Annotated in this window: 10 protein-coding genes; 8 read left to right on the top strand and 2 right to left on the bottom strand. The window is 68.3% G+C overall.

The genetic code is table 11. The annotated features are described in order from the left end of the window. Positions 1 to 217 precede the first annotated feature (217 nt). Both ACAM57_RS22010 and ACAM57_RS22005 read left to right on the top strand, forming a co-directional pair. Complete coding sequence (locus ACAM57_RS22010; RefSeq protein WP_369658919.1) at positions 218 to 1,054, top strand: helix-turn-helix domain-containing protein; 837 nt, start codon at positions 218 to 220, stop codon at positions 1,052 to 1,054. 75 nt (positions 1,055 to 1,129) lie between these two features. Further along, positions 1,130 to 3,391 carry an ATP-binding protein gene (locus ACAM57_RS22005; protein WP_369658918.1) on the top strand — a complete coding sequence of 754 codons (2,262 nt, stop codon included), beginning with the start codon at positions 1,130 to 1,132 and terminating at the stop codon, positions 3,389 to 3,391. A 24-nt stretch (positions 3,392 to 3,415) separates the two neighbouring features. Here ACAM57_RS22005 and ACAM57_RS22000 read toward each other — a convergent pair whose 3' ends face one another. Continuing rightward, entirely contained in the window at positions 3,416 to 3,637 is a 222-nt protein-coding gene (locus ACAM57_RS22000; RefSeq protein WP_369658917.1) for a hypothetical protein, read from the bottom strand. A 222-nt stretch (positions 3,638 to 3,859) separates the two neighbouring features. On the opposite strand from ACAM57_RS22000, the gene ACAM57_RS21995 reads away from it, so the two are divergent. From ACAM57_RS21995 to ACAM57_RS21980, 4 genes are read left to right on the top strand one after another with little or no spacing between them, the layout of a single operon-like run. Then, positions 3,860 to 5,683, top strand: a complete 1,824-nt coding sequence (locus tag ACAM57_RS21995; protein WP_369658916.1) for an FAD-dependent oxidoreductase — start codon at positions 3,860 to 3,862, stop codon at positions 5,681 to 5,683. Then, positions 5,680 to 7,530, top strand: a complete 1,851-nt coding sequence (locus tag ACAM57_RS21990; RefSeq protein ID WP_369658915.1) for a 2-oxoacid:acceptor oxidoreductase subunit alpha — start codon at positions 5,680 to 5,682, stop codon at positions 7,528 to 7,530. The genes ACAM57_RS21995 and ACAM57_RS21990 overlap by 4 nt, the downstream gene beginning before the upstream one ends. Beyond that, positions 7,527 to 8,582, top strand: coding sequence for a 2-oxoacid:ferredoxin oxidoreductase subunit beta (locus ACAM57_RS21985; protein WP_126024593.1), 1,056 nt, complete (start codon positions 7,527 to 7,529; stop codon positions 8,580 to 8,582). Before ACAM57_RS21990 ends, ACAM57_RS21985 begins: the two co-directional genes overlap by 4 nt. A 48-nt stretch (positions 8,583 to 8,630) precedes the next feature. Further along, entirely contained in the window at positions 8,631 to 9,068 is a 438-nt protein-coding gene (locus ACAM57_RS21980; protein WP_184635955.1) for a CBS domain-containing protein, read from the top strand. 18 nt (positions 9,069 to 9,086) lie between these two features. Here ACAM57_RS21980 and ACAM57_RS21975 read toward each other — a convergent pair whose 3' ends face one another. Then, positions 9,087 to 9,776: a GntR family transcriptional regulator gene (locus ACAM57_RS21975; RefSeq protein ID WP_126024595.1), complete on the bottom strand. Its 690-nt coding sequence runs from the start codon at positions 9,774 to 9,776 to the stop codon at positions 9,087 to 9,089. Positions 9,777 to 9,890: 114 nt separating this feature from the next. Between ACAM57_RS21975 and araD the strand changes: the two genes are divergently transcribed. Together araD and ACAM57_RS21965 are read left to right on the top strand one after the other, a co-directional pair. Next, on the top strand, positions 9,891 to 11,621 hold the full coding sequence (gene araD, locus ACAM57_RS21970) for an L-arabinonate dehydratase (RefSeq protein WP_369658914.1): 1,731 nt from the start codon (positions 9,891 to 9,893) through the stop codon (positions 11,619 to 11,621). Between the two features lie 43 nt (positions 11,622 to 11,664). Then, positions 11,665 to 12,375, top strand: a complete 711-nt coding sequence (locus ACAM57_RS21965; protein ID WP_369658913.1) for a ribonuclease activity regulator RraA — start codon at positions 11,665 to 11,667, stop codon at positions 12,373 to 12,375. Positions 12,376 to 12,381: the final 6 nt, after the last annotated feature.

The following is a 12,381-nucleotide window of genomic DNA, read 5'->3' as shown; positions in this document are numbered from 1 at the left end:
GCTCTGGTGGCCGGGCACCTTTCGTTCTGGCGCCGCGAAGGCGGCGGGGTGCTCCGGAAAGGGCGGGATTCTTCGGCGGCCCCCCAGGGGCCACTTTTGCGATTCAGGACAAAAGCTTTGCCAATGATGACATTTGTTTACTAATGCAACATAATGTGAACTGAATGTGAACTAATTCACGCTGCGTTTAGGCGACGCACTCCTACGCTCGACGCCCATGTCCTACTGGTCGACCACGCCGCCCCGGCGCGCGCACATCCTCGTCATCGACGACAACATCGAAGAGCTGCAGCTGTTGCTGGCAACGCTGCGAGAGGCGGGGCACCGCATCAGCCTCGCATTCGATGCGCTCGAGGGCTACCGCCGTGCGACCGCGCTGCAGCCCGACCTGGTGCTGCTGGACGTGCGCATGGGCGCCACCGACGGCTACGCCACCTGCCGGCTGCTGAAGGCAGATCGCGCGACCGCGCGCATCCCGGTGATCTTCGTGACCTCGTCGAGCTCGGTGGAAGAGCGCCTCACCGGCCTGCGCGAAGGCGCCGTCGACTACATCCTCAAGCCCTTCGAGCCGGCGGAAGTGCTGGCGCGCGTGGCGGTGCACCTCGCGCTCGCGAGCTGCCGCGAGCAGGCGCAGGCCTGCATCGAAGAGGCCGAGAGCGCGCTGGAGCACGCCCGTGGCGAGCCCGCTGCGGACCATGCCGACCGTGTGCTCGCCCAGGCCGTCGAGCGGCTGGTGCGCGCCGACCTCGCCAACGTGCCGGCGCTGCCCGCGCTGGCCGCGAGCGTGGGCACGCACGAGAAGCGCCTGTCGCGCGTGTTCAGGGAGCAGACCGGCCGCACGGTGTTCGAGTTCGCGCGCGAGGCCCGGCTTGCCGAGGCGCAGCGGCTGCTCGCGGGCTCGGCGCTCAGCGTGGAAGAAGTGGCTCTGGCAGTGGGTTTTTCGGGTGCCGCCAATTTCTCGACCGCATTCCGCGAACGCTTCGGCCGCACGCCCACTGCATTCCGCCAGGCGCGCGCCGCGCCAGTCGCGCCGCCGTCGGTGCCTTCGGCCTGACGCGGCAGCGCAAAGGCGGTGACCACCCCGGGCCCTTGCGGCATTCGCGGCATTCACTGCGCTCGCGCGCTCCTGTTGTGCGCCGTCCTCTGGCTGATGGGGCTTCCCGCCGCCTGGGCGGACGTGCTGCGCATCGACGACGAGACCCGCTGGCCGGTGCTGCTCGACACGCGCGTCGAAATGTTCGAGGACACCGGCGCGCAGCTCACGCTCGACGAGGTCGATGCGCTGCAGGACGACTCGCCCGACGGCTTCCAGCCCGGTAACTCCGCGCGCATGCGTCCCGGCTTCTCCAGATCCGCCTTCTGGCTGCGCCTGACCGTGGTGAACGGCAGCGCCACCATCCAGCCGCTGCGGCTGGTGCTCGATGCCACCTGGCTGCAGTTCGTCGACTTCCACGCCCGCCGCGAACTCGCCGGCTGGGCCAGCTGGACGCACGAGCAGGCGGGCGTGTCGGCGCGCTCCAGCGCGGGCCGCGACCGTGACCGCGTGCCCACGCTGGACCTCGACCTGCGCCCCGGCGAGCAGGCGCGCGTGCTGGTGCGCGTGCGCACCGACAGCAGTGTCAAGCTCGTGCCGAAGCTGTATTCGGCGGAGGCGTGGCGCATGTCGGAAAGCAGCCACGCGCTGATCGACGGCCTGCTCATCGGCGGGCTGCTGGTGCTGTCGGTGTATTCGCTGTCGCTGTGGGTCATCTCGCGCAACCTCGCGATGGCGCTGCAGAGCATGGGCTTCGCGCTGGTGGCGCTCTACGAGAGCACCTACCGCGGCCACGCGCGGCTCGCGCTGTGGCCCGACAGCATCGAGTGGAGCTACCGCGCGGCCGGCGTCACCGCGGGCTGCTGCGTGCTCTCGCTGATGTGGTACCTGTACACCGTGTCGCGGCGCGGGCCGGTGCGCGTGCCCGGGCTGCGATGGCTTTTCGTGCTCGCGGTCGCGCAGTGCGTGGTGGTGCTGGGCACGCTCGTCGGCCCCTATGCGCCCTTCGCGATGGCGGGCACGCTGAGCGCGCCGCTGGTGGTGGTTTCGCTGACCGTCAGCACCTTCATCTACATGCGCCGTGCGGGGCCGGGCGGGAGGCTGGCGTTTCCGGTGATGAGCATCGTCGCCGTCGGCGTGTGCCTGCGGCTGGTCGAGCTGGCGATGCCGGCGCACATGATCCGCGGCTTCGACGCCTATGCGCTGGGCTTCCCGGGCATGCTGGTCGGTCTGGTGGCGCTGGCGGCGTGGGCGCAGCACCTGTCGCGGCAGCGGCATTCGGCGCAGCGCACGCTGGCGCACTGGCAGGCGGAAGAGCAGCAGCGGCTGCGCGAGGAAGTGGAGCGCAAGACGCACGCGCTGAACGCGGCGCTGGAGCAGGCCGACCAGCAGGCGCGCGAGCAGACGCAGCTGCTGGCCTACATCAGCCACGACCTGCGCGCGCCGCTGTCGACCATCATCGGGAACGTGCGCCGGCTCAACGACGACGACGCTGTGCCGCCCGAGAGGCTGCAGGCCATCGAGCGCAGCGCGGCCTATCAGCTCGCGCTCGTGGACGACCTGCTCGACTACGCCAGGAGCGAGCTGCTGCCCTTTTCCTTCGAAGCGAAGCCGGTGCACCTGCGTGCGCTGATCGACGACATCGCGCAGTACGCCGACACGCTCGCGCAGCGCCAGCACAACCGCTTCGAGCTCGACGTGCTCGGCGCGCTGCCGACCGCCGTGTACCTGGACAGCAAGCGCTTCCAGCAGCTGCTGCTGAACCTCCTGTCGAACTCCGCGAAGTTCACGCGCGACGGCAAGATGGGCCTGCGCGTGCAGGCCCGGCCGCGCGAGGATTCATGGCGGCTCGAGTTCGACGTGTGGGACAGCGGCGTGGGCATCGAGAAGGAAGAGCAGGCGCGCATCATGCGCGCCTTCGAGCAGGGTGCGCCCAGTTCCAACGGCCATGGGCTCGGGCTGGCCATCGCCCGGCGCATCGTGCAGCACATGGGCGGGCGGCTGCAGCTGGAGAGCCGCCGCAACCTGGGCACGCGCGTGCGCTTCTCGGTGATCGTGAAGGAGGCGCCGAAGGAACTGGTGCCCGTGGTCGCAAGGCCGCTGCCGAACCCGGCGCTGGTCCACAAACCCAGGCGCATGCCGGTGCCCGCCATCGAACCGTTGCCCGCGGCGGTGCGCGACGAACTGGAAACGCTCGCGCGCGACGGCCGCTGGAGCGACCTTCACGAATGGGCCGACCGCCTCGCGGCCGACGCGCGCCATTCGGCGCTGGTCGAGGCCGTGCGGCACGCACTGGACCTGCTCGATTTCGAGCACATCCGGCTGCTGGCGCGCGCGACGCCGAACGCCAGCCAGTGATCTTCGGCCCGGCTGAGGCCGGAGCTATTGCGGCGAGGCCTGTGCCTGTGCTTCCTGCGGCGGTGTCTGTGCCTGCAGCTGGGCCTGCTGCGCATCTGCCGCGGCGGCCTGTTCGCTCCCGGCGTGGTGCCTTATCGCGATGCCCTTGACGAGGTGGCGGGGCAGGTGGTGCGTCTTCCGCAACTGAGCCAGCGCCTCGCTGCGCGCCGGCTCGCATACCGGTAGAAACATGTGCAAAACGCTCATGGTGTCGTCCCGTGGAGTAACCGGCGGACATTGTGAGCGCATGAAGACCGCAATGGGGGAATCGCCCTCCCGGCGCAGATGCTTTGGCCGCAGCGCCAGCGGCCCCGGTGCGGGATTCCACCAAGCTTGCGCTTCCGTAGGCGGGGCGCATACTGCGCAGAAAACACCACCAGCCACTCGTCGGCCCCTGCGGGGTTCCGGGCGACAGCCAGGAGACACGTGTTGCAGCGAACGAACATTGCCAACCCGGCCTACTTTCACAAGGTCGTCGATTGCCAGTACGCCTGCCCGGCGCACACTCCCGTCCCCGAGTACATACGCATGATCGCGCAACGCCGATACGGCGATGCGTACATGGTCAACTGGGTCTCCAACGTCTTCCCCGGCATCCTGGGGCGCACCTGCGACAGGCCCTGCGAACCGGCCTGCAGGCGCGGGCGTGTGGAAGAAAGCAATACAGAGGCCCCGGAGCCGGTCGCCATCTGCAGACTCAAGCGCGTGGCCGCCGACATGAAGGAGGACGTGCGCGCGCGCATGCCCAGGCCCGTGCCGAAGAACGGCAAGCGCGTCGCTTGCATCGGCGCGGGGCCGGCCTCGCTCACCGTCGCGCGCGACCTGGCGCCATTGGGCTATGAGGTGACGGTGTTCGACGGCGAAGCCAAGCCCGGCGGCTTCATCCGCACGCAGATACCGCGCTTTCGCCTGCCCGAGTCGATCATCGACGAGGAGACGGGCTACGTGCTCGACCTGGGCGCGGAGTTCCGCGGCGGCGAGCGCATCGATTCGATGAAGACGCTGATGGGGCAGGGCTGGGACGCGATCTTCGTCGGCTGCGGTGCGCCACGCGGGCGCGACCTGGACATTCCGGGCCGCAAGGAAGCCGCAGCCAGCATCCACATCGGCATCGACTGGCTGAGCTCCGTCTCTTTCGGCCACGTCAGCAGTATCGGCCGGCGCGTGATCGTGCTGGGCGGCGGTAACACGGCCATGGACTGCTGCCGCTCGGCGCGGCGCCTCGGCGGCAGCGACGTGAAGGTCATCGTGCGCAGCGGTTTCGAGGAGATGAAGGCTTCGCCCTGGGAGAAGGAGGACGCCGCGCACGAGGGCATTCCGATCATCAATTTCCATGTGCCCAAGGCCTTCGTGCACGACAACGGCAAGCTCGTGGGCATGCGCTTCGAGATCGTCAGGGCCGTGTACGACGACAAGGGCCGCCGCACGCTGGAGCCCACGGGCGAGCCCGAGGCCTACTTCGAATGCGACGAGGTGCTGGTGGCGGTGGGCCAGGAAAATTCCTTCCCGTGGATCGAGCGCGACTGCGGCATCGACTTCGACAAGTGGGGCCTGCCGGTGCTGGACGCGAACACTTTCCAGTCGACAGTGCCCAACGTGTTCTTCGGCGGCGACGCGGCCTTCGGGCCGAAGAACATCATCACCGCCGTCGCGCACGGCCATGAGGCCGCGGTGTCCATCGACAAGCTGCTGCGCGCGGAGCCGATCGAGGTCCGCCCGCCGCCGATGACCAACCTGGTGTCGCAGAAGATGGGCATCCACGAGTGGAGCTACGACAACGACACCTCCAACGACCTTCGCTACAAGGTGCCGTGGGCCAAGGCCGAGGCGGCGCTGGCCAGCATCCGGGTGGAGGTCGAACTGGGCTTCGACGCCGCCACCGCCTTCAAGGAAGCCGCGCGCTGCCTGAACTGCGACGTGCAGACGGTGTTCAACGAGCCCGCCTGCATCGAATGCGACGCGTGCGTGGACATCTGCCCCATGGACTGCATCAACTTCGTCGAGAACTCCGATGAAGAGGGGCTGCGCTCGCGCCTGAAGGCGCCCGCGCTCAATCTGGCGCAGGACCTGTACGTATCCGGCGGGCTGAAGACGGGCCGCGTGATGGTGAAGGACGAGGACGTCTGCCTGCACTGCGGCCTGTGCGCCGAACGCTGCCCGACCGGCGCGTGGGACATGCAGAAGTTCCTGCTGAAGATGACGCTCGCCGGGCAGGAAAAGACCCCGGAGCAAAGCCGGAAGGAGACCGCATGAAGCAGATCGAGGCGGTCAACGACTTCGTCATCAAGTTCGCCAACGTCAACGGCTCGGGTTCGGCCTCGGCCAACGAACTGTTCGCCAAGGCCATCCTGCGCATGGGCGTGCCGGTGAGCCCGCGCAACATCTTCCCCAGCAACATCCAGGGCCTGCCGACCTGGTACGAGGTGCGCGTGACCGAGGAGGGACACCTGGGCCGGCGCGGCGGCACCGACATGATGGTGGCGATGAACCCGCAGACCTGGGACGCCGACATCGCAGAGCTGGCGCCCGGCGGCTATCTCTTCTACGACAGCACGCGGCCGCTGCCGCCTTCGAAGTTCCGGGAGGACATCCGCGTGATCGGCATGCCGCTCACCGAGATCTGCAACGCCGTCTACCAGGACCCGCGCCAGCGGCAGCTGTTCAAGAACATCGTCTACGTGGGCGCGCTGGCCATCCTGCTGGGCATCGAGCCCGAGGTGGTCGAGAAGCTCTTCGGCGAGCAGTACAAGGGCAAGGAGAAACTGCTCGCCTCCAACGTGCAGGCCCTTCACCTGGGCTGCGACTTCGCGCGCGAGAACCTGCGCGAGCCCGTGGGGCTGAAGGTGCGGCGCGCCGACCGGGTGGGCGACAGGATCTTCGTGGACGGCAACAGCGCGGCGGCACTGGGCTGCGTGTACGGCGGCGCGACGGTGGCCGCGTGGTATCCGATCACGCCTTCGTCTTCGGTGGCCGAGGCCTTCCAGAAGTACTGCACCAAGTTCCGCGTCGATCAGTCCACCGGCCAGCACCGCTTCGCCATCGTGCAGGCCGAGGATGAGCTCGCATCGATCGGCGTGGTGGTTGGTGCCGGATGGAACGGCGCGCGGGCCTTCACCGCGACCTCGGGGCCGGGCATTTCGCTGATGACCGAGTTCATCGGGCTGGCCTACTTCGCTGAGATTCCGGTCACGCTCATCAACGTGCAGCGCGGCGGCCCCTCGACCGGGATGCCGACGCGCACGCAGCAGGCCGACATCCTCTGCTGCGCCTATGCATCGCACGGCGATACCAAACATGTGCTGCTCTTCCCCGAAGACCCGCACGAGTGCTTCGAGCATGCCGCCGCGGCGCTGGACCTGGCCGACCGGCTGCAGACGCCGGTGTTCGTGATGACCGACCTCGACATCGGCATGAACCAGCGCCTGTGCAAGCCCTTCGAGTGGGACGACAGCAAGGCCTACGACCGCGGCAAGGTCATGACCGCCGAGGAGCTGGAGGCGGGCCGCGACTTCGGCCGCTACAAGGACGTGGACGGCGACGGCATCCCCTGGCGCACGCTGCCGGGCACGCACCCGACCAAGGGCAGCTACTTCACGCGCGGCACGACGCGCGATGCCTATGCGCGCTACTCGGAGCGCGGGCCGGACTACATCTACAACATGGAGCGGCTGCTGAAGAAGTTCGCGACCGCGGCCACGCTGGTGCCGCAACCGGTGCTGCGGCCTGCAGCCCAGAAGACCGGGCTCGGCGTGATCTATTTCGGCTCCACCAGCCCGTCCATGCACGAGGCGCTGCAGGAGCTGGAAGGGCGCGGCATCCATCTGGACGCGATGCGGCTGCGGGCTTTTCCGTTCCCCGACAGCGTGTTGCAGTTCCTGGCCGAGCATGAGCGCGTGTTCGTGGTGGAACAGAACCGCGATGCGCAGATGCGCAGCCTGCTGGTCAACGAGCTGGATGCCGATCCGGCGAAGCTGGTGCGGGTGCTGCACTTCGACGGAACGCCCATCACCGCGCGCTTCATCGTGCAGGCGATCGATGCGCACGTCGGCAAGGCGAACGTGCAAGGCAACACCACGACCGGCGCGAAGGAGGCCGCATGACTTACCTCGCCAAGCCGAAGCTGCGCCACCCGACGCTGGCCACCAACAAGGTCGGCTATACGCGGCGCGACTACGAAGGAAAGATCTCCACGCTGTGCGCGGGCTGCGGTCACGACTCCATCTCGGCCTCGATCATCGAGGCCTGCTGGGAGCTCGACATCGAGCCGCATCGCGTGGCCAAGCTCTCGGGCATCGGCTGCAGCTCGAAGACGCCGGACTATTTTCTCGGCGCATCGCACGGCTTCAACACGGTGCACGGCCGCATGCCCAGCGTGCTGACCGGCGCCAACCTGGCCAACCGCGACCTGCTTTACCTCGGCGTCTCGGGCGACGGAGATTCGGCTTCCATCGGCCTGGGCCAGTTCGCCCACGCCATGCGCAGAGGTGTGCGCATGGCCTACATCGTGGAGAACAACGGCGTGTACGGCCTCACCAAGGGCCAGTTCTCGGCCACGGCCGACCAGGGCTCCAAGAGCAAGAAGGGCGTGGTCAACACCGACAGCCCGGTGGACCTGGTGGCCATGGCGCTGCAGCTCGGCGCGAGCTACGTGGGCCGGGGCTTCTCGGGCAACAAGGCGCAGTTGGTGCCGCTCATCAAGGGCGCGATCAGCCATGGAGGCTCGGCCTTCATCGACGTGATCAGCCCCTGCGTGGCCTTCAACAACCACCCGGGCAGCACCAAGAGCTACGACTACATCCGCGAGCACAACGAGGCAGTGAGCCGCATCGATTTCATCAGCGGGCGGGAGGAGATCGCCGTGGACATGGAGCCCGGCGAAGTGATGGACGTGCGCCAGCACGACGGCACGCTGCTGCGCCTGCGCAGCCTGCACCCGGACTACGACCCGGGCGACCGCTTCGCCGCCATGGCCTACATGCAGCGGCATCACGAAATGGGCGAGGTGGTGACGGGGCTGCTCTACGTCGACCCGCTGGCCACCGACCTGCACACCGCACTCAACACCTGCGACCGGCCGCTCAATGCGTTGGGGCCGCAACAGCTGTGCCCCGGCGCCCAGGCGCTGGAACGGCTCAACGCCTCCTTGCGCTGAGCAACGGCCGGCGGCACCATTCAGGGTTCGACTCACGGAGGGCGCATCATGTCCGAGCGCACCGTTTTCCAATCGATTTCGCGCAAGCACGTGCTCAGCGTGGCCCCGCAGGCCACCGTGCGCGACGCCGCATGCGTGATGACGCGCGCCAACTGCGGCAGCGTGCTCGTCATGGAGCTGCCCGACACGCTGCTGGGCATATTGACCGAGCGCGACCTCATGACCCGCGTGCTCGCCAAGGGACTGGACCCCGACGGCACCTCGGTGCGCGAGGTGATGACACCCAACCCGATCTGCGTCCCGCCCGAGACGCTGGTGTCCGACGCCGTGGTGCTGATGCTGGAGCGGGGCTTTCGACATCTGCCGCTGGTGGCGGGCGCGAAGGTACTGGGCGTGTTCTCGGTGCGCGATGCGCTGCCGAGGGAGATCGGCGCGGCGGTGAGCCTGAGCGAGTTCAGGGAGCAGGTGAACGACGCGCTGGGCTGAAGCGCGGCGAGGCCCCGTTCAAGGGGTCACGTAGTCGGGATACTGCTTGCAGATATCGTTCACCGCGCTGAGCGTGCCCGACAGGTGCTTGCGCAGCGCGGCCTGGGCTGCGTCCGGATCCTTCGCCTCGATGGCCCGCACGATGGCGCGGTGGTCGCGCAGGATCGCCTCGGTCTTGCCGGCGGTCGGCAGGTGCAGGCGGCGCAGCCGGTCGACGTGGCCCGAGACGCGGCCCACCAGGTCCCACAGGCCCAGCACGCCGCCGGCTTCGTACATCAGGCGATGGAATGCGCGGTCGGCGCTGACGAAATCGCTGTAGCGCTGCGAGTTGGCGAGCGATGCCTGCTGGGCGATGACGCCCTTGAGCTGGTCGACCAGCCCCGGCGATTCTTCGATTGCCAGCTGGTGCACCAGCTCCAGCTCGATGGAGCGGCGAAGGAAGTGCGCTTCGCGCGCGGCGGAGATGTCGATGCGGCTCACCAGCGTGGCGTGCTGCGGATACACGTTCACCAGCCCTTCCTCGTCGAGCCTGAGCAGCGCCTCGCGCACGGGTGTCTGGCTCACGCCGAAACGATCGGCCAGCTCCTGCCGCTGCAGCACGGTGCCGGGGACGAGTTCGAGCGCAAGGATGGCTTCGCGCAGTTTCTCCAGCACCTGGGGCGCGGCAAGGCGGGTGCGGTCAAGTCGGATCTTCGGGGAGGCGCTCATCGCCGGCGATTGTGTCATTGACGCACTAATATACTAGTGTTTTAATTCTCGGAAAGACGCCGGCGAGCGCCGGCAACGCCGCACCTGCAGTGCAGCGCCCATGGAGACGACCCCTTGACGAAACGCCCCTACGAATCCCTTCGCAGCGCCCGCTGGTTTGCGCCCGACGACTTCCGCTCCTTCGGCCATCGCTCGCGCGTGCTGCAGATGGGCTACAGCTACGCCGACTGGATGGGCAAGCCCGTCATCGCCATCGTCAACACCTGGAGCGACGCCAACCAGTGCCACTCGCACTTCAGGCAGCGCGTGGAAGACGTGAAGCGCGGCGTGCTGCAGGCGGGCGGCTTTCCGCTCGAGCTGCCGGCCATCTCGCTTTCCGAGAGCATGGTCAAGCCAACCACCATGCTCTATCGCAACTTCCTTGCGATGGAAACCGAAGAGTTGCTGCGCAGCCACCCCATCGACGGTGCCGTGCTGATGGGCGGCTGCGACAAGACCACGCCCGGCCTCACCATGGGCGGGCTCAGCATGGGCATTCCCTTCATCTACCTGCCGGCCGGCCCCATGCTGCGCGGCAACTGGAAGGGCAAGGTGCTGGGCTCCGGCTCCGACGCGTTCAAGTACTGGGACGAGCGCCGCGCCGGCCGCCTGGGCGAACAGGCCTGGGCCGAGATGGAGGCCGGCATCGCCCGCAGCCACGGCACCTGCATGACCATGGGCACGGCCGCCACCATGATGGGCATCGCCGAAGCCGTGGGTCTGACGCTGCCCGGCGCGTCGAGCATTCCCGCGGCGGACGCCAACCACATCCGCATGAGCGCCGACTGCGGCCGCCGCATCGTCGAGATGGTGTGGGAAGACCTCACGCCCGCGAAGATGCTCACGCGCGCCAACTTCGAAAACGGCATCGCCTGCGCGATGGCCATGGGCTGCAGCACCAACGCCGTCATCCACCTGATCGCGATGTCGCGCCGCGCCGGCCACGCCGTGAGCCTCGACGACTTCGACGCCTTCAGCCGCCGCGTGCCCGTCATCGCCAACATCCGGCCCAGCGGCGATGCCTACCTGATGGAAGACTTCTTCTACGCAGGCGGCTTGCCCGCGATGCTGGAGCGCATCCGCGGCCACCTGCGCACCGAGGCGCTCACCGTCAACGGCCGCACCATCGGCCAGAACATCGAAGGCGCCGAGGTCTACGACGACGACGTGATCCGGCCGCTTGCCAACCCCATCTACGCCGAAGGCGCGCTGGCCGTGCTGCGCGGCAACCTCGCGCCCGACGGCGTGGTCATCAAGCCCAGCGCCTGTGCGCCGCACCTCTTGAAGCACACCGGCCGCGCGCTGGTGTTCGACGACTACCCGTCGCTCAAGAAGGCTGTGGAGGATCCGGAGCTCGACGTGACCGGCGACGACATCCTCGTGCTGCGCAACGCCGGCCCGCGCGGCGCGGGCATGCCGGAGTGGGGCATGCTGCCCATCCCCACCAAGCTGCTGAAGCAGGGCGTGAAGGACATGCTGCGCCTGTCCGACGCGCGCATGAGCGGCACCAGCTACGGCGGCTGCCTGCTGCACTGCTCGCCCGAGGCAGCCATCGGCGGCCCGCTCGCACTCGTGCAGACCGGTGACCGCATCAGCGTCGACGTGCCCGCGCGCAGCATCCACCTCGAAATCGACGATGCCGAACTTGCCCGCCGCAAGGCCGCGTGGACGCCGCCGCCACCGCGCTACGAGCGCGGCTACGGCTGGATGTTCGGCCGCCACATCCGCCAGGCCGACGAGGGCTGCGACTTCGACTTCCTCGAAACCAGCTTCGGCAAGCCGGTGCCCGAGCCCGACATCTTCTGACTCCAATCCGATTCCACCCACTTCCAGACAACGGAGACCCCACGTGAATCCCGCCACCCGCGAGCAGCTCATGAAGGTGAGCACCGCCACCCTGTGCACGGCCCTGTTCAAGCGCGGCCTGCGCCACCAGTTCATCCAGGACGTGCGGCCGCTCAACGCCGGCCTGCCCAACATGGTCGGCGAAGCCTTCACGCTGCGCTACATGCCCGCGCGCGAAGACCTCAACCAGATCGGCGTCTTCCTCGACCGCGACCATCCGCAGCGCAAGGCCGTGGAGCAGTGCCCCGAGGGCGCGGTGCTCGTCATCGACAGCCGCAAGGACGCGCGCGCCGCATCGGCCGGCGGCATCCTCGTCACGCGGCTCATGAAGCGCGGCGTGGCCGGCGTGGTCACCGACGGCGGCTTCCGCGACAGCCCAGACATCGCGAAGCTGGGCTTTCCCGCCTACCACCACCGCCCCAGCGCGCCCACCAACCTCACGCTACACCAGGCCATCGACATCAACGTGCCCATCGGCTGCGGCGACGCGCCCGTCTTCCCCGGCGACGTGATCGTGGGCGATGCCGAAGGCGTGATCGTCATCCCCGCCCACATGGCCGACGAGATCGCCGCCGAGGCGACCGAGATGACCGCCTTCGAAGACTTCGTGCAGGAGAAGGTGCTCGAAGGCCGCTCCATCCTCGGCCTCTATCCGCCCACCGACGAACACAGCCGCACCGACTTCGCCGCCTGGCGCCAGGCCAACGGCCGCTGAGCCCGC

Origin of the sequence: Variovorax sp. V15, from assembly GCF_041154425.1 — a bacterium.
Lineage (GTDB): Bacteria > Pseudomonadota > Gammaproteobacteria > Burkholderiales > Burkholderiaceae_C > Variovorax > Variovorax guangxiensis.
This window is presented reverse-complemented; position numbering and strand designations above follow the sequence as displayed.

Bases quoted from the DNA above. Each gene is read 5' to 3' on its own strand.
- ACAM57_RS22010 (WP_369658919.1), top strand. From the start codon at position 218: ATGTCCTACTGGTCGACCACGCCGCCCCGGCGCGCGCACATCCTCGTC.
- ACAM57_RS22000 (WP_369658917.1), bottom strand. From the start codon at position 3,637: ATGAGCGTTTTGCACATGTTTCTACCGGTATGCGAGCCGGCGCGCAGC.
- ACAM57_RS21990 (WP_369658915.1), top strand. From the start codon at position 5,680: ATGAAGCAGATCGAGGCGGTCAACGACTTCGTCATCAAGTTCGCCAAC.
- ACAM57_RS21985 (WP_126024593.1), top strand. From the start codon at position 7,527: ATGACTTACCTCGCCAAGCCGAAGCTGCGCCACCCGACGCTGGCCACC.
- ACAM57_RS21980 (WP_184635955.1), top strand. From the start codon at position 8,631: ATGTCCGAGCGCACCGTTTTCCAATCGATTTCGCGCAAGCACGTGCTC.
- ACAM57_RS21975 (WP_126024595.1), bottom strand. From the start codon at position 9,776: ATGAGCGCCTCCCCGAAGATCCGACTTGACCGCACCCGCCTTGCCGCG.